The 17,679-nt window shown below is 40.7% G+C and carries 16 protein-coding genes; 13 read left to right on the top strand and 3 right to left on the bottom strand.

The annotated features are described in order from the left end of the window. Positions 1–2: 2 nt before the first annotated feature. Complete coding sequence (locus ACH6EI_RS18785) at positions 3–629, bottom strand: GntR family transcriptional regulator (RefSeq protein ID WP_061859631.1); 627 nt, start codon at positions 627–629, stop codon at positions 3–5. A 293-nt stretch (positions 630–922) separates the two neighbouring features. On the opposite strand from ACH6EI_RS18785, the gene garR reads away from it, so the two are divergent. From garR to ACH6EI_RS18765, 4 genes are all read left to right on the top strand, one after another. After that, positions 923–1,825 carry a 2-hydroxy-3-oxopropionate reductase gene (garR, locus tag ACH6EI_RS18780; protein WP_028414246.1) on the top strand — a complete coding sequence of 301 codons (903 nt, stop codon included), beginning with the start codon at positions 923–925 and terminating at the stop codon, positions 1,823–1,825. Next, positions 1,822–3,261 carry a four-carbon acid sugar kinase family protein gene (locus tag ACH6EI_RS18775; RefSeq protein WP_099330716.1) on the top strand — a complete coding sequence of 480 codons (1,440 nt, stop codon included), beginning with the start codon at positions 1,822–1,824 and terminating at the stop codon, positions 3,259–3,261. The genes garR and ACH6EI_RS18775 overlap by 4 nt, the downstream gene beginning before the upstream one ends. Positions 3,262–3,367: 106 nt before the next feature. Then, the gene (locus ACH6EI_RS18770; protein WP_099330717.1) at positions 3,368–4,726 is read left to right on the top strand and encodes a GntT/GntP/DsdX family permease; all 1,359 of its coding nucleotides are present in this window, start codon (positions 3,368–3,370) and stop codon (positions 4,724–4,726) included. Between the two features lie 140 nt (positions 4,727–4,866). Beyond that, entirely contained in the window at positions 4,867–5,346 is a 480-nt protein-coding gene (locus tag ACH6EI_RS18765) for a competence protein ComK (RefSeq protein ID WP_099330718.1), read from the top strand. Between the two features lie 100 nt (positions 5,347–5,446). Here ACH6EI_RS18765 and ACH6EI_RS18760 read toward each other — a convergent pair whose 3' ends face one another. Next, a complete protein-coding gene (locus ACH6EI_RS18760) occupies positions 5,447–5,938 on the bottom strand; it encodes a sigma-70 family RNA polymerase sigma factor (RefSeq protein WP_099330719.1) in 492 nt (163 codons plus the stop codon). Positions 5,939–6,389: 451 nt separating this feature from the next. On the opposite strand from ACH6EI_RS18760, the gene ACH6EI_RS18755 reads away from it, so the two are divergent. From ACH6EI_RS18755 to ACH6EI_RS18735, 5 genes are all read left to right on the top strand, one after another. Continuing rightward, positions 6,390–7,136: an SGNH/GDSL hydrolase family protein gene (locus ACH6EI_RS18755; protein WP_394530600.1), complete on the top strand. Its 747-nt coding sequence runs from the start codon at positions 6,390–6,392 to the stop codon at positions 7,134–7,136. Positions 7,137–7,749: 613 nt separating this feature from the next. Beyond that, positions 7,750–10,164 carry a nitrite reductase large subunit NirB gene (gene nirB, locus ACH6EI_RS18750; RefSeq protein ID WP_099330720.1) on the top strand — a complete coding sequence of 805 codons (2,415 nt, stop codon included), beginning with the start codon at positions 7,750–7,752 and terminating at the stop codon, positions 10,162–10,164. Positions 10,165–10,182: 18 nt separating this feature from the next. After that, positions 10,183–10,509 carry a nitrite reductase small subunit NirD gene (nirD, locus tag ACH6EI_RS18745; RefSeq protein WP_047751458.1) on the top strand — a complete coding sequence of 109 codons (327 nt, stop codon included), beginning with the start codon at positions 10,183–10,185 and terminating at the stop codon, positions 10,507–10,509. Between the two features lie 71 nt (positions 10,510–10,580). Next, the gene (gene cobA, locus ACH6EI_RS18740; RefSeq protein WP_099330721.1) at positions 10,581–11,351 is read left to right on the top strand and encodes a uroporphyrinogen-III C-methyltransferase; all 771 of its coding nucleotides are present in this window, start codon (positions 10,581–10,583) and stop codon (positions 11,349–11,351) included. Between the two features lie 24 nt (positions 11,352–11,375). Continuing rightward, positions 11,376–12,212: a formate/nitrite transporter family protein gene (locus ACH6EI_RS18735; RefSeq protein ID WP_099330722.1), complete on the top strand. Its 837-nt coding sequence runs from the start codon at positions 11,376–11,378 to the stop codon at positions 12,210–12,212. Between the two features lie 217 nt (positions 12,213–12,429). On the opposite strand, the gene ACH6EI_RS18730 is transcribed toward ACH6EI_RS18735, so the two are convergent. Continuing rightward, on the bottom strand, positions 12,430–12,756 hold the full coding sequence (locus ACH6EI_RS18730; RefSeq protein ID WP_034653683.1) for a cyclic-phosphate processing receiver domain-containing protein: 327 nt from the start codon (positions 12,754–12,756) through the stop codon (positions 12,430–12,432). Positions 12,757–13,211: 455 nt separating this feature from the next. Here ACH6EI_RS18730 and ACH6EI_RS18725 point away from each other — a divergent pair, with 455 nt between their 5' ends. The 4 genes from ACH6EI_RS18725 (at position 13,212) to ACH6EI_RS18710 (ending at position 17,664) form a co-directional block, all read left to right on the top strand. Continuing rightward, on the top strand, positions 13,212–14,189 hold the full coding sequence (locus ACH6EI_RS18725) for a carbohydrate kinase family protein (protein WP_014461164.1): 978 nt from the start codon (positions 13,212–13,214) through the stop codon (positions 14,187–14,189). Positions 14,190–14,542: 353 nt separating this feature from the next. Continuing rightward, entirely contained in the window at positions 14,543–15,406 is an 864-nt protein-coding gene (locus ACH6EI_RS18720; protein WP_014461163.1) for a GRP family sugar transporter, read from the top strand. A 262-nt stretch (positions 15,407–15,668) separates the two neighbouring features. After that, positions 15,669–16,127: a VOC family protein gene (locus ACH6EI_RS18715; RefSeq protein ID WP_099331360.1), complete on the top strand. Its 459-nt coding sequence runs from the start codon at positions 15,669–15,671 to the stop codon at positions 16,125–16,127. A 403-nt stretch (positions 16,128–16,530) separates the two neighbouring features. Next, positions 16,531–17,664, top strand: a complete 1,134-nt coding sequence (locus ACH6EI_RS18710) for a DUF2087 domain-containing protein (RefSeq protein WP_099330723.1) — start codon at positions 16,531–16,533, stop codon at positions 17,662–17,664. Positions 17,665–17,679 lie beyond the last annotated feature (15 nt).

The following is a 17,679-nucleotide window of genomic DNA, read 5'->3' as shown; positions in this document are numbered from 1 at the left end:
TTTTATTGTCTTCTTTGAAGTAAATGCAGGCAAAACTCTAAGTCTTTTTGTAGGTGCTCTTGCATTAACGTTTCGGCTTTTTCAGCATTGCGTTCTTTAATCGCGTTATAAATGTCTTCATGTTCGTCAATTAAAAACGGGCGGTTGTAAAACACGACCGTATGACGGAATAAGTAAATGATGGACTGCATGCGGTCGATAATATTAATCATGACGTCATTGTTGCTTGCGTTCACAATGATGGCGTGAAAACGTTCATTTGCGCTCATGATTTCTTCAAACGAGCCGTTTCTTCCGATGTCTACGCATTCCTTTAACTCTTCTAATTCGTTATCAGATAAAAAAGTTGCCGCAGCTTTAGAAGCTGAGCCTTCTAGCAGCATTCGCACTTCAAACAAGTTGCGTAAGTCTTTTTCTGTCGGCGACACGACTTTTTTTCGAACAATCAGTCCTTCATATTCTAAGCGTCTAATGGAGTCACGAATCGGCGTTCGGCTGAATCCAAGCTCGCTCGCTAATTTTTCTTCGACGATTTTTGTACCGCCTTCAAGCTCACCGTTTAAAATTTTATCTCGAATCATCTCATAAGAAGGGTGATGAGACGAACGAGAACCTTGATTTCTTAACATACTCTACTTCACCTCTAGCATTCGACACGAGGAGATCTCGTCTCTTTCTCTCTTTATTTTTTATCATTTTGTACGCGTATACCCAAATCATACTATAACTTGTGAAAAGGTGGGACGGAAAGTTTCGCTTTTAGAAATAAATTTCAATTAAAAAAAGGCTAGACAAATAAATAAAATGCGAATATGATGAGTGTATACAAAATTATCAGAAATGTATACAAAAAATATTTTAACGTATACATTATTTTTAAAAGTGTATTTGAAAACGTATACAACAAGGGGAGGAAACGGAAATGACAAAACGCGTTGGATTTATTGGACTTGGAATTATGGGAAAACCGATGACACTCAATTTATTAAAAGCAGGTTTTGAGGTAACGGTTTACGATATTAATAAAGCAGCAGTGGAAGAAGTAAAAGCAGCAGGAGGATTTGGAGCAGAAAGCCTTGCTGAAGTTGCAGTGAACAGCGACGTGATGATCACGATGCTTCCGGCTTCACATCATGTAAAAAGCGTAGTGCTTGGAGAAGAAGGGTTAATTCATAGCGCTAAAGAAGGAAGCGTTATCATCGATATGAGTTCCATTTCACCGGTAGCATCAAAAGAAATTGCCGCTGAACTTGCACAAAAAGGAATTCACATGCTAGACGCTCCGGTTAGCGGAGGAGAGCCAAAAGCAATTGACGGCACGCTTGCGATTATGGTTGGAGGAAATGAGCACATCTTTGAAAGCGTTTCACCTATTCTTCATGCGATGGGAGCGGAAATAACGCTTGTTGGAGACAACGGAAGCGGCGTAACGGCTAAGCTTGCGAACCAAGTGATTGTAAACCTAAATATTGCAGCGATGTCTGAAGCGCTTGTACTAGCAGCCAAAGCAGGCATTGACGTTGAAAAAATGTATCAAGCAATTCGCGGCGGATTAGCTGGAAGCGCTGTATTAGATGCAAAAGTACCGCTGATTTTAGACCGCAACTTTGTAGCAGGCGGACGCATTGATATTAACTTAAAAGATATGACAAACGTGATGGAAACGGCTCATGACATTGGCGTACCGCTTCCGCTTTCAAGTCAGCTTGTTGAAATTTTCCACGCGTTAAAAGTAGACGGAAAAGCAAGCGATGATCACGGTGGAATTGTGCAGTACTACGAAAAATTAGCAAACGTTGAAGTGAAAAAGAAGGTGGAAGCATGATTAAACAAGATGAAAAACGTCTTGTAAGCGATGTGTTTAAAAACATTCCAGCGGTTGACGAAGCACTTGTGCAAAAAATGCTTGATGAAGAGCTTCTGACGTTCAATCAAAAAATCATCGTACTGGATGATGATCCAACGGGTGTTCAAACGGTTAACGGCATTTCCGTTTATACAGACTGGAGCAAAGACAGCATTAAGCAAGGTTTTTCAGAAGAAAACTCCATGTTTTTTATTCTAACAAATTCACGCGGATTTACCGCTTCTGAAACGGAAAAAGCCCACGCGGACATTGCTACTGTTATTACAGAAGTAGCGGCTGAAGTAGATAAAGAGTTTTTAATTATCAGCAGAGGTGACTCCACTCTTCGCGGTCACTATCCGTTAGAAACGGAAGTATTAAAGAAAACGGTTGAACAGCACTCAAATCAAGTGCTTGACGGCGAAGTTATCTTTCCTTTTTTTAAAGAAGGCGGACGATTCACAGTTGATAACATTCACTACGTGCAAGATGAAGACTACTTAGTGCCGGCAGGAGAAACCGAGTTTGCAAAAGACCGTACGTTTGGCTACAGTAAGTCTCATTTAGGCGAGTGGGTGGAAGAAAAGTCAGAAGGGGAATTCAAAGCAAGTCATACGACGTATATCTCGCTTAGGAGCATTCGTGCACTTGATTTAGTGACGATTACAAATCAGTTAATGGAAGTGAAAGACTTTAACAAAGTCGTTGTGAACGCAGTGGATTACGTGGACGTAAAAGTTGTGACGATTGCGCTTCTTCGTGCGATGAAGCTTGGAAAACATTTTATGTATCGAAGCGCTGCGGCTTTAACAAAAGTAATGGGCGGCGTGAGCGACAAAGACCTTTTAACAAAAGAAGAGCTCATTAAAGAGAAGTCGTCAAACGGCGGATTAATTATGGTTGGTTCGCATGTTAAAAAAACAACGGAGCAGTTAGAAGAATTAAAGAAATGCAGTTTCATTGAATTTATTGAATTTGATTGTCATCTTGTCTTAGAACCTGAAAAGTTTGAAGAAGAAGTGAACCGTATTATCAATGAAGCAGAGAAGCTTATTTCACGAGGTCAAACGGTAGCTGTCTATACAAGACGCGAGCGCTTAGATCTTGGCGAAGGCAAAAAAGAAGAAGAGCTTAAATTATCGGTAAAAATTTCAGATGCGGTTACAAGCATTGTTCGCCGCTTACACGTTCGTCCAAACTTTATCGTCGCAAAAGGCGGCATTACGTCAAGCGATATCGGTGTAAACGGCTTATCCGTAAAGCGCGCGACGGTAGCTGGACAAATCAAGCCGGGCATTCCAGTATGGGTAACGGGAGAGGAAAGCAAGTTTCCAGGCATTGCGTACATCATTTTCCCTGGAAACGTCGGAGCCAAAACAACGCTTCGTGAAACGGTTGAGTTACTAAGTGAATAGAAAGAAGTGAACGTACGAGGTGCGTTCACTTTAGAAAATATTTGAAAGCGTATACATTATTTGGATGTACGTACATGAAAAATGGTCACACTAAGGGGATGAACATATGAATTCAGTATTTGGATTAAGTCATGAAGCAAGTCTTTTGCTGTATGCGATTGTATCGATTGTTGGACTTATCTTTTTAATTGCTAAGTTTAAAACAAATCCGTTCGTAGCGCTAATTGTCGCGGCTTTGTTTATGGGTCTTATTTCAGGAATGAAGCTGCCTGATATCGTAACAGCTTTCCAAGAAGGCGTAGCGAGCGTCTTAGGATTTATCGCGATTGTTCTTGGTCTTGGAACGATGTTAGGTAAAATGATGGCAGAGTCAGGCGGAGCCGAGCGTATTGCCCGCACGTTAATTAAAGTATTCGGTGAAAAGAACGTACACTGGGCAATGATGGTTGTAGCCGTTATTTGCGGTATCCCAGTCTTTTTCCAAGTTGGTGTTGTGTTATTAATTCCACTTGTGTTTGTAATTGCCAAGCATACGGGTACGTCACTTATTAAAATTGGTTTATCATTAATTGCCGGCTTAGCCGTTGTTCACAGTTTAGTACCTCCACATCCAGCAGCGATGCTAGCGGTGGATATCTTTAAAGCAGATTTAGGTAAAACGATTTTGTATTCATTAGTTGTGGCATTTCCAGCTGCAGCGGTGGCAGGTCCTATTTACGGATCATTCATTTCACGCCGTGTTCATGTACAGCCAACGGGTGAAATTATGGAGCAGTTCACAGAGTCAAAGCATAAAGATCTTCCTGGCTTCGGAATTACGTTATTCACAATTTTACTACCGGTACTATTAATGCTTTTAGCAACAATTACTGGGTTTGTTTATCCAGAAACAAGTACGATTCGCTACGTAACAAACTTTATCGGAAGTCCAATTGTTGCGCTGTTAATTTCGTTAGTGTTTGCTTTTTATTCGTTCGGCTTTGCAAGAGGATATAACAAAGACGATCTATTAAAATTCACAAACGAATGCCTTGGACCCGTTGCTTCGATCATTTTAATCATCGGTGCAGGCGGCGGTTTTAATAAAATTTTAACAGCAAGCGGTGTAGGTGACGCGATCGCGGGATTTGCTCAAGATGCACATCTTTCTCCTATCGTGCTAGCGTTTGTAATTGCCGGGTTAATTCGTGCAGCAGTTGGTTCAGCAACAGTAGCAATGACAACAGCAGCAGGTATTGTCGCACCGATTGCAGCAACGATGCCAAACGTAAGCCCAGAGCTATTGGTGCTAGCAACAGGCGCAGGTTCTGTGATGCTATCCCACGTAAATGATTCTGGCTTCTGGTTAATCAAAGAATTCTTTAATATGTCAGTGGCTCAAACGTTAAAAACGTGGACAGTGATGGAAACGATTCTATCATTTGCAGCGTTTGCAATGGTTCTTATTTTAGACATTTTTATTTAAAAGAAAAGCGCTGGCTTCAGCGCTTTTTTCTTTGGATATAAAATATATTCAAAATATTTCAAATAATGAGAAAAAAAGACTAGATTTTCCCCTTTTCGATAGTATAGAATAGTTATAAAGTAGCAAAAGGGGGTAGATGTATGACAAATGTTGAAAATTATCAAATTGGTTTGACGACAAAAGCATTGATTCCAGTGAATGATCCTGTGCACCGAACGAAGGTGCTAGATGAAGCAGGAGAATACATGCTAAGCAAGACCTGTAAGCAATTATTAGAAGAAGCGTGCATTCGAGAATTAAGTACGTTTAACGGCTCTATTGCCGCCGTTCGAAAAATGTTTCCGTACAAACAGCTTACGCCGCTTGTTATTAATCGTTCACAAGCCATCATTGCGTTTCCGACATCTTCGCCAAATGACTATGGCTGCGCTTGGATTTTTGCCTCTCATGTTCATACTTCACACACGCTTGCTACAGTTCATTCACCCTCGATGCTGATTCACTTCAAAGACGGCACGTTCATTCCAGTGAAACTCTCTTATTATAGTTTAGAAAAAAAGCTGGCCAGAGCGGCTGTTATTCGTAATTACTGTTTAGAAAGTCCGGTTGTCTTGGCATAATCGTTCGATTTATCGAATAAACTTGTCCTACATATGAACAATCGTTTGGACTACACATATAAACGGAAGGAGGAAGCTTATGGTAAGCTTCCTCCTTTTCTTACTCTTGAAGAAGCGAGGCCTTTAGCTTTTTGCGAGCTGATTTTCCCCAGTTTTTAACGGCTCCCGTGGAGACTCCGTATTTGTATGCAATATCTTTATACGAGTAGCCTTCTAGCAGATGTTCGATTACATAGATTTTTTCTCTCCCCGTTAAGTGTTCGATATGCTGCTTGATGATTTCACTTTCTAGCGGAACGGGAAGAGCGAGATCTTCGTTCAGTGAAAGCAGGTTCTGCTCAGCTGGTGTTTCCCGTTCTTCGTATAAAATGGTGCCTTTTAAATGAGAAAGAATCGTACCGCGCACGGTTGTGTAGGCATAAGCGGAAAAAGAGCCTTTGCTTTCGTCAAATTTTTGATACGCTCTCCATAAACCAATTAACGCAATTTGATAATATTCGTCGTAGTCTTTGTAAATATGAAATTTTTTAATCATCGACACAATTAATGGATGAAAAGATGAAGCGATTTGATCAAACGAGCTTTTTTGCATGTAGCAATCCTTTTTCAAAAACGCGTTTTTGCTGTATTCCGCCGGTATCTCTACTGTACAAGGGGGAGATCACATGTGCGAATGAGCGTACATTATGTTTTCTTTTTAAGAAACGTGACGTAATTTCCCCGGAAACTTCACGTTTCGCTAGGAAATATGCGAAGTATACGTGTATTTGTAGAGATTTTACGTACGAAAGGTCCCCCATTCCAATTTCTACTAATCTATAATTATTTCTATATCTATTATCGATGTAGCAACTCTACCATCACGGAAGAGCGGTGATGGTAGAGTTGCTAGACCTATCCGGATGAGACCCTCCCTTGCGGGCTAGTCTCATCCGGATAGGTGAACCTTTGAGGGTATATTCGCAGGAGCTACTAATTTTGCGTTCTTCTTTATGAAAGCAAGTTGCTGAGATTGTAAGAAGAATGTGTAAAGGGGAGATTGAATGAAGGCGATGGTTGGGGTAAATGTGGCGGCGGCTGTTTTGTGCGGGGCGGTGATGTATGCGGGGACGCAGCACTGGCAGGAGCAAACGGAAGCGCAGGCAAGTGAAGTAAAAACTGCTGTTGTACATAAAGAAAAACAGTTTTCCGATGTATTTGCTTATACAAAAAATCTTCCAGACTTTATCACAAAGCAAATCCAATCATCTATCGCAAATAAAAAACCTTTGACTCTTGTAATTGCCACATCTGCAAAGGAAGCAGGGTGGCCTCAGCAGTTAAAAAAAGAGCTAGCAGCTACATATGGAAGTGATGTATTTACGGTTAAAACCCTTTCATATGGTAACGGGACAACGGATGAGCTTTTATCCTCACATATTGCCGATCAAATTAATCAACTTCAGCCAAACATTATTCTGTTTGAAGCACCTCTTAAAAATGACTATCAGCACCTTACGTTAGATGAAACGCTTGAAAATACAGACAAACTGATTCATCAGCTCAAAGACTTGAAAAAAACCCTTATGATTCAGCCGTCACAGCCCTATATTTCACAAACGGAGTCCTATGAAGAAGGGGTAGAAGCGATCAGGGGAGTCTCAGAAGCAAACTGGGTATATTATATGAATCACTCGCTCATTTGGCCGTTTCATTTAGGAGAGTATATAAATAAAGACAGCGGCAATTTAATGAAAAAAGGGAATGAAGTGTGGGGAGAGTATGTTGTGAATTGGTTTACAGGAAAATAAAAGACAAGCCCTGTTTCAAAAGAAATAGGGCTTGTTTTTTTACAATTTTGCTAGATTGTGGCTTTTTCTCGTTTTATAGTAGTAGCTTTTTGTATCTTTACACTTATAAAGCTTAAATCCAAAAAACTCTAAAGGAGTCCAAACCTTCTTGATGTTTACGAGTGGCATGCTCATTCTCCGTTCTGTTCTTAATAAAGGTTTTTTCTTATTCATTATAAAGAATAGGAGGGAGATAGTAAATACTATAAAGAACAGTTTATTTTTTAAAAATTCTTTATAAAGAACTTTTGAGATTTTTATTTTTTACTTATCAACATTTAGGAGTGATTTTTATCATAGCTCAGGTTATTTCTTTTTGTTACATTAACGTTGTGAAAAACATCACAAAATAAAATGCAAAGGATGATCCAAATTAAAACGTAATTAGAGCACTTATTTTTTTTTGCTTGCTGTTAAAGCAATGGAATCGCATACATATCATAACAGTGTTAGATAACCTGACACATAAGTTGAACGATTCAGAAAATTCATATATCTTAAATATATCTTTAAAGATGCATATAAAATATATCTTTGAAACAAGCAGGTATAGACGCCAGGGGAGGAATGGAAGATGCAAAAAAAGAAACTCGTATTGATTGGAAATGGAATGGCTGGAGTTCGAGCGATTGAAGAAGTATTGAAGGTTTCAAGCGAAGCGTTTGAAATTACGATTTTCGGAAGCGAGCCGCATCCGAACTATAATCGTATTTTACTGTCAAAAGTGCTGCAAGGGGATACAAATGTTGAAGACATTACGTTAAACGATTGGAACTGGTATCCAGAAAACAATATTACATTATATACGAACGAAACGGTTACGAGTATCGATTCAGTAAAAAAAGAAGTAGCGACAAACAGCGGCAGAGTAGAATCGTATGATGAGTTGATTTTAGCAACGGGCTCTCTTCCTTTTATTCTTCCGATTCCAGGGTCTGATAAAAAAGGAGTTACGGCTTTTCGAGATATAAAAGACACGGATGAAATGCTGCAGGCATCTCAGCAGTATAAAAAAGCAGCGGTTATTGGAGGCGGACTGCTTGGATTAGAAGCGGCGCGCGGACTGTTAAATCTAGGGATGGATGTATCTGTGATTCATTTAGCTCCGTATCTAATGGAACGTCAGCTCGATCCAACAGCGGGCAAATTGCTTCAAAACGAATTAGAAAAACAAGGCATGAAGTTTTTGCTTGAAAAGCAAACGGCGGAAATCGTCGGAGATGAGCGAGTTGAAGGATTATCTTTTAAAGACGGGACGTTTTTAGAAGCTGATTTGGTCGTGATGGCAGTCGGAATTAAACCAAATGTCCAGCTTGCAAAAGCAGCGGGACTTAATGTAAACCGAGGAATTATCGTGGATGATTATATGCAAACGGATATTCCAAACATCTACGCGGTTGGAGAATGTGCAGAGCATAGAGGAATGGTATACGGATTAGTGGCACCTTTGTATGAACAAGGAAAAGCATTAGCCAAAGCAATTTGCGGGGCAGAAAAAGTGCCTTATGAAGGGTCAGTTTTATCCACGCAGCTAAAAGTATCAGGTGTTGAAGTGTTTTCGGCAGGCGACTTCACGGAAGATGAAGAGAAAAAAGCGATCAAAGTGTTTGATGAACAAGACGGCATTTATAAAAAACTTGTTTTGCGAGGCAATCAAATTGTAGGAGCCGTTCTTTTTGGAGACAGCAGCGACGGAAATCGACTGTTTTCAATGATTCAAAAGCAAGAAGACGTATCGGATGTCGCAAAAGTGTCGATTTTACAGCCATCTGGCGGTAACGCGGGTGAAAGCTTAGTAGCAAGCGTGAGTGCGGATGATATTATTTGCGGCTGTAACGGCGTAACAAAAGGTACGATTGTGGAAGCTATCCAAAAACAAGGATGCTCATCGGTTGATGAAATCAAAGCTTGTACAAGTGCCTCTCGCTCCTGCGGAGGATGTAAACCGCTTGTAGCGGAAGTGCTTCAGCATACGCTTGGCGCTGACTTTGACGCTACGGCTCAAAAAGAAGCGATTTGCGGCTGTACGACTTTGTCACGAGATGAAGTTGTCGAAGAAATCAAAGCAAAGGGACTTTCGCATACGCGTGAAGTGATGAATGTGCTCGGATGGAATAATGAAGAAGGCTGTTCAAAATGCCGCCCGGCGCTAAACTATTATTTAGGTATGGTGAATCCAACCGGATACGTTGATGAACGCGAATCACGATTTGTGAATGAACGCATGCACGCGAATATTCAAAAAGACGGCACGTATTCTGTTGTTCCTCGCATGTACGGAGGCGTCACAAATGCAGAAGATTTACGAAAAATTGCAGATGTTGTTGATAAATATGAAATTCCACTTGTAAAAGTGACGGGTGGTCAGCGTCTTGATTTGTTTGGTGTCAAAAAAGAAGATTTGCCTAGCGTATGGGAAGAGTTAGATATGCCTTCCGGCTACGCGTACGGTAAGTCGCTGCGGACGGTGAAAACATGCGTCGGCGAACAGTTTTGCCGCTTTGGCACGCAGGATTCAATGGGCGTTGGAATTGCGCTTGAGAAAAAATTTGAAGGACTATGGACGCCTCATAAAGTGAAAATGGCTGTATCTGCTTGTCCAAGAAGCTGTGCTGAGTCAGGTATTAAAGATATTGGCTTTATTGGAATTGACGGCGGCTGGGAAATTTACGTGGGCGGAAATGGAGGTACGCATCTTCGCGGTGGAGATTTGTTGTATAAAGTAAAAACTGACGAAGAATTGATGGACATCACAGGAGCGTATTTACAGTATTACCGAGAAACAGCTAATTACTTAGAGCGTACGTCTGCATGGATTGAGCGCATGGGACTTTCGCACATTCAGTCAGTGCTTGATGACGCGGAGACAAGAAGAGAGCTGAATATGCGTATGGACGAAGCGTTATCTACGTACCGTGATCCTTGGAAAGAAATCGTCGAAAGCAAAAAAACGAAAAAAGAGTTGTTCGAGACAGTTGTCACATCATAATGCTGGGGGGAAATAAAGATGGTGAATAAAAACATTACAAAAGTATGTGTGGGGTCTATTCATGATTTTCCGGTAAGCCTGGGTAAAACAGTGAAAGCAAACGGAAAAGAAATTGCGGTGTTTAAGCTATCAAGCGGAAAAATCCGGGCAATTGAAAATCGCTGCCCGCATAAAGGTGGGGTACTAAGTGAAGGGATCGTGAGCGGCGACTCGGTGTTCTGTCCGATGCACGACTGGAAAATTTGCTTGCATGACGGAAACGTGCAAGAGCCTGACAGTGGCTGTGTAGACACGTACGAAGCGTCTGTTGAAGGAGATTTGCTGTATCTTTTAATTGAAGAATAAGTAACGTGGCGCGTTGATTTTCAACGCGCCACAAAAATTCAAGGGGACACACTAAAAGGAGCGAAGCAAAAATGAGAACAGAAAAAGTGTACATTGTAGGAGCCGGACCAGGAGATCCAGATTTGCTAACAATAAAAGCAGCCAAATGTTTAGAAAAAGCAGATGTTATTTTATATGACCGCTTAGTGAACCCTGTTCTTCTTCAGTATGCAAAAGAAGGTGCCGAACTCGTCTACTGCGGGAAAAAGCCTGGTGATCACTGCGTTTCTCAAGAGGATATTCATGATTTGCTTGTATTCTACGCAAGAAAAGGAAGCACCGTCGTGCGGTTAAAAGGCGGAGATCCGTTTATTTTCGGAAGAGGCGGTGAAGAAGCAGAAGTGCTCGTTCAGCATGGAATTCCGTTTGAAGTCGTTCCAGGTATTACAGCAGGCATCGCGGCACCGGCCTATGCTGGAATTCCTGTGACCCATCGTGAGCTCAGTCGTTCGTTTGCCGTTGTGACGGGACACTGTTTGAGCGGCAAGCCGGAAAGTATTCGCTGGGAGCATTTAGCAAAAGGAGTTGATACGCTTGCGATTTATATGGGCGTTAAAAACTTGCCTTATATTTGCCGTCAGCTTTTAGACGCCGGAAAAAGCGCGGATACGCCGGTCGCTCTTATTGAACAAGGGACGTCTGTTTATCAGCGCACGGTTACAGGCACTCTTGGTACCATCGTAGATACGGCTGCTGAACAGCAAGTGAGTAATCCTGCGATGATTGTGATTGGTGAAGTGGTGAAGCAAGCTTCTGCTCTTTCTTGGTTTTTGGAAAAAACAGAAGAAAAAGTATGCGTCTAAGATGAATAAAAGGAGGGAACGCTTTTGCTTAAGAATTCACTGCAGTCAATGAATGAGTTAGCCCGTGAAAAAACGAAGCTTGTGAATGATCATTTACCGAGTTATTTGCTGTTAGCTGTGCTTGCGGGTGCTTACGTGGGACTTGGCGTTATATTAGCTCTATCGGTAGGAGCGCCTTTAGCTTCTGCTTCTTTACCGGTCGTTTCTCTTGTGATAGGGTTATCATTTGCTGTTGCTCTCCTGCTTGTCGTATTTGCAGGAGCTGAATTGTTTACGGGGAATCATATGGTTTATACGGTCAGTACGCTATCGGGAGTCACCACATGGAAAGATACGTTCAAAAACTGGACGTGGTGTTTTATCGGAAATGCGATAGGAGCGTTTGGGCTTTGTTTGTTAATTACCGGAACCGGTTTGTTTAAAGGAATTGAACCGAACCATTTACTCATGACGCTGGCAGCTAAAAAAATGAATTTGCCGGTTAGTGAACTGTTTTTTCGCGGCATCCTTTGCAACTGGCTTGTTTGTCTGGCGATTTGGACCGCTTCGCGCACTAAAAGCGATGCGGCAAAGATCATGCTTATTTTTTGGATGCTGTTTGCATTTGTTGCTTCAGGATACGAGCACAGCGTGGCAAATATGACGTTTCTTGGCCTAGCTTTATTGCTTCCACACCCCGATACGATTTCGGCTGCTGGACTACTGCATAATTTAATTCCTGTTACGCTCGGAAACATCGTAGGGGGAGGACTGTTTGTAGGAAGCGTTTACTGGTTTGTAAACGCTAGGCAGCTAAAAGAAGCTAAAAAGCAGCCGGCTTCTCTCTCAGCTGACTTGGATTCTGCTAAACTGTCTAAATAGCAAAAAAACCGCCCTTTGTACCATATAGTCTGCTTTTAAAGCTAACATAACGGTATTTTAGAGCGGTTTTCTTCTATATAATATAAACTGCTTAAAGCGTATTCACATCTATACGTATCGAACAAGCAGTATTGTTCTTCATTTTATAGAAACAGGAAGTCTGTGAGAATTGAATCCGAACAGATTCTGTTGAAATGAATGTGTGAGGGTGCAGATATCATCGAAGAGGCAGAGGGCATCTTAGAATTTTAATGTTGTTTGGCATTTTATGCTCTTTTTGAGCATCTTTAAAGCAGTTGTACATTGCTTTGCTGCCTAAATGATTAGCGGAGTGAATCGTAATTCGATCGGCATATAAATGGTGCTTTACCATAAAATGCACGAGCATTAATCCATTCCGTGTCTTGCTGAGTAAATCGTGATCGAGTGACAAATGTTCAACATCGAATGACCTTAGCAGGTCAATACATTCGTCAATCGTTTCGGCTAAAACATGACCGTCAGGGCACTTGCGATAGTCGTCTAGAAAAACATTGATTTTCATGACTGATTCTCCCTTCCTTGCCTTGTATTTAGTGTAACATACATAATGTCATATACCTACCTAAGTCTATTCGACACGTTTTAAGCTATTCCTTCTTAAATAGGGGTAAAAACACGAATTTTTATCATTATTTGCATATTCACGGCGAATAAACAGGAAATAAGGAAAGAGATGTCGAACGAAAAGTAAATAAATAAACAGTTTAAACTGGAAATTAACTTTTTTTATTCTGTGATCTTTGTTTAACAAGGTCTTTTAAATCCCAGATTTAACAAGGGATGGAAAAGGTTTAATGAATAAAAGATTGTGAGAAAAAAACGATAATTTGCGATTTTTTTAAAATAAATTGGAAATTTCTCTTTACGAAAAAGATGTTTGGGACGTATAATTTGATTTAAGGATTTTTTGGAACATAGTATGACAATATGACAAAAAAGAAAAGTAAGGTGAATAGAATGGGTAAGTTATTTAGTATCGGTGAAGTATTAATTGATATGATTCCAGCTCAAAAAGGTCTTCAATTAAAAGAAGTGGAATCGTTTACGCGTGTGCCAGGGGGAGCGCCGGCAAACGTTGCGGCAGTTGTTGCTACATACGGTAATGAGTCAGCGCTTATTACAAAAGTTGGAGAAGATGCGTTTGGAGACTTTCTAGTAGATACGCTTCGTGAAGTAGGAGTAGGTACTGATATGGTTTATCGTACAGAAGAAGCAAACACAGCTTTAGCTTTCGTTTCCCTGCGTGAAGACGGAGAAAGAGATTTCAGCTTCTATCGTAATCCTTCAGCAGATTTATTGCTAACTGAAGACGAAATTAACCCTGATTGGTTTGCAAGCAACGATCTTCTTCATTTCTGTTCGGTTGATTTAGTTGAAAGTCCTATGAAATACGCTCATATGAAAGCGATTAAAAGCATGAAAGAAAAAGGCGGAGTTATCAGCTTTGATCCAAATGTACGTCTTCCACTGTGGAAAGATCATGAGCTATGCCGTCAAACAATTTTAGAATTTATTCCTCAAGCGCACATTGTCAAAATTTCAGACGACGAGCTAGCGTTTATCACAGGCATTGAAGATGAACAGCAAGCAATTCAGTCTCTATTTACAGGTGACGTTCAAGTAGTTGTGTTCACAAAAGGTGCAGAAGGCGCAACGCTTTATACAAAAGAAGCTGTCTATGAATCAAACGGTTACAAAGTAGCGGTTGTTGATACAACAGGTGCAGGAGATGCGTTTATTGGCGGATTCCTTTATCAGCTATTAAGCCGCGATGTGTCACAAGAAAACTTAACAGCTATTCTTGACTCAGACCACGATGCTATTTTGCGCTTTGCCAATGCAAGCGGTGCCTTAACGACAACTGGAAAAGGTGCGATCAGTTCCATTCCAGCCAAAGAAGTAGTCGAGCAATTTTGTAAGCCTGTAGCTAACTAAAATGAAAAGGCTTTATCTCTTCTTATTTTCAATCAGCAGAGGCGCTAGTTTCTGCTGATTGCAGATCACATAAGAGGAAGAAGTGAGCTGCGGAGTAAGAAGAAAAAAATTTTTTCTGTTTTTAAAAAATAATCAAAAAAATTTCTAGCTAAATAATAAATGTTCGTGTTAGTATAATACGAGCAGCAAGAAATAGCAGTTTTACCACCATTTATGAAAACGTTATATATTTTCTAGACCTTTGGGGGAATATTCGAGAGAGAACAAGCGTGTAGCCCTTGGTAAAAGAAAAGCAGCAGGTCGTTACATACGATGTACATAGATTAGAAATAGGAAAGTAGGTTAAGAGAAAGATGGATATTTTGCTAGGTGTTCTTCCTTCCGTTGCGTGGGGAAGCATGATTTTAGTTAGTATGAAGATGGGCGGTGGGCCTTACAGTCAAACGCTTGGAACAATTATTGGAGCTTTGATTCTTTCATTTGTTCAGTTTATGATTGTTCAGCCGGTGTTAACGCCAACGCTTGTTATTGTCGGGATTGTTTCAGGTTTGTTCTGGTCAGTAGGTCAAAGCAATCAGTTTAAAAGTGTTCCATACCTTGGTGTTTCAAAGTCAATGCCGATTTCAACGGGTATGCAATTAGTATCAACAGCTCTTTTTGGTGTTATTGTATTCAAAGAATGGTCAACGCTTCAAACGATTGTGCTTGGATCTATTGCAATTCTTTTAATACTAGCAGGCGTTGTGCTTTCTTCATTAGACGGTAAAAAAGAAGGAGCACAAGGGACTCCGGGACAAACGAAAAAAGGAGTTATCACTCTTATCATTTCAAGTCTTGGATTCTTAGTTTACGTAGTTATCGCACGCATCTTTAACGTAGACGCATGGGCAGCTCTATTCCCGCAAGCAATTGGTATGTTAATTGGCGGTTTAATCATTACATACAAACATAAGCCATTTAACAAATATACGATTCGTAATATCTTACCAGGTCTAATCTGGGCATCTGGAAATATGTTCTTATTCTTATCTCAATCAAGACTAGGCGTAGCAACAAGCTTTTCATTATCGCAAATGGGTATTGTTATTTCTATCTTTGGCGGTATTGTCTTCTTGGGAGAAAAGAAAACAAAGCGTCAATTATTCTATGTATCTCTTGCGAGTGTGCTGATTATTTCAGGCGGTATCTGCATAGGCCTCGCAAAAGCCCACGCTTAATATATCGATGTAGAAAAACCCCCATGGCTAAAGTGCAGCCATGGGGGTTTTTCTAGACCTAAGGGTTTGAGGCACCCCTTGCGGGGTAGCCTCAAACCCTTAGTCAAATTCAAAGTCAAACCCATAGTGCTCTTGGAGATTTCCAAGCTGTACGTTTGTGTGAGTGTTTCTCGTTCTTAAGGCTGATTGTTTTTCATTCTTTGTTAGGAAGCTGTTTGGTGTGAAATGGCTTATAGTAGTAGGAAAGGATGGGGGAGAGGCTATGATTAAGAGTATTTATGAGACGCATGTGCAGGTGCGGAGTTTGGAGGATTCGATTGAGTTTTATAGACGTCTTGGGCTGACGTTTGTTCATAAAATTGAAGAGAGGCGCTGTGCTTTTTTCTTTGTTGGGGAACAAAAGCAGATGCTCGGGCTTTGGGAAACCGATGAAAAAGAGTTGAAAAGAAGTCATTTTGCTTTTGGAATTGAAGCAGCAGATATTTATGAAGCGTTAACGTGGCTGCGTTCAAAAGGCATTGAACCGGAAGAAACGTCGTTTGGAAAGGCGCAGACAGAGCCGATTGTTCATACGTGGATGCCGGCAGCGTGCGTGTATTTTAATGACCCTGACGGTAACAGTTTGGAATTACTTACGCTTTTGGATGATGAGCCCGTTGTATTTAAGGATTTTCCGTATTTAAGTGAATGGAATAAAGAGACCAGGACGAAATTATTTTAGCACAAGTGAAAAACGAACCACTGATCAACGTGTTTGATTAGCGGTTCGTTTTTTTAGTTATGGTAAACGTAGGTTTCATATGTGTAGGTCTTTCTAGCAGTTGATTGGAAGGCAAGGCGAAGACTCCTGCGGGAAAAGCGGAATAGGTGAGACCCCGCAGGAGCGCAAGTGACGAGGAGGCTCACCGGCCGCCTGCGGAAAGTGAAGCCTTGCACGGGAATCAACTGCGGTGTCATAAGCAATCTATGTGAGCTCATGCATCCCATTTGTTCGTCTTTAGGTTGGATTGATTTCGTTATGTCTCAACTTTTTTATGTATCATAAACGTAGAATTGACATATTGATAAACATATAATATATTTGTTTATAAATTAATAAACAAAATAGAAAGGTGTCTATTTAAATGGTAAACGACTTGTTTTGGGAATCATCTTTTGAAGATATGAAAAAAGGATACGGGGAAAGCGAAGATCACTACCACTGCTTACTGTGCGGTGAAAGTATTGAAAAAGGCATTATTTATCCGGTGGAAGGTGTTTTTTATGAAGCAAAACGCTATATGAAGCTTCATGTTGAACAGCAGCACGGGTCTGTGTTTCATCATTTGATAGGGCTAGATAAAGAGGTAACCGGTCTTTCTGATCATCAAAAAAATTTAGTGAAGTTTTTTAAAGAAGGAAAAAGCGATAGTGATATTCAAAAAGAAATGGGAATCGGCAGTTCATCCACCATTCGGAATCACCGCTTTACGTTAAAGAAAAAAGAGCGTCAGGCAAAAGTGTTTTTAACGCTGATGGAACTGTTAAACGACGGGGAAGAAGAGAAGGCGGTACCCGTAACAAATACTGCGACTAGAAGAAGTCAGCGCTACAGCGTCAGTGATGAAGAGCGTGAAAAAATTTTAGCGAAGAATTTTCCTCAAGGTTTAAACGGACCGCTTCGTACTTTTCATTTGCAAGAAAAACACCGTATTGTTGTTCTTGAAGAATTAAGCGGGCATTTTGAGTTTGGCGCAACGTATACCGAAAAAGAAGTAAATGATAGGTTAGCACCTTTTTATGACGATTATGCGGTGCTGCGACGCTATTTAATTGAGTACGGTTTCTTAGAGCGCAGCGCAGATGGAAGCAGCTACTGGAGAAAAGGAGAGACAGAGATGAGTATTGATTCGAAAGACTACAAAAAACAAATGAAGCAGCTAGCGAAAGAAGTAAAAACAGAAGGCGGCGTGTATCAAATTAAAAACCTTCAAAACGATAAGATTTACATTGGCTCTACGCCTAACATCAAAACGTTAAACGGCGTAAAGTTCACGTTAAAGACGAACACTCATCAAAATAAAGAGCTTCAAGATGAGTGGAATACGTATGGTGCGGATGCTTTTTCAATTGAGATGCTGGAAACGATTAAAAGAGAAGAAGAAAAAGCACTTTCAAAAAAGGATTTGCTAAAACTAGAAGCGAAATGGTTAGAGAAGCTGCAGCCTTACGGGGAAAAAGGCTATCATTCGCCGAAAGCTGATACAAAGGAGAAATAGGTGTGAAGAATCAAG

The sequence above is a fragment of the Priestia sp. JSM ZJ58 genome (genome assembly GCF_044383985.1).
Lineage (GTDB): Bacteria > Bacillota > Bacilli > Bacillales > Bacillaceae_H > Priestia > Priestia zanthoxyli.
This window is presented reverse-complemented; position numbering and strand designations above follow the sequence as displayed.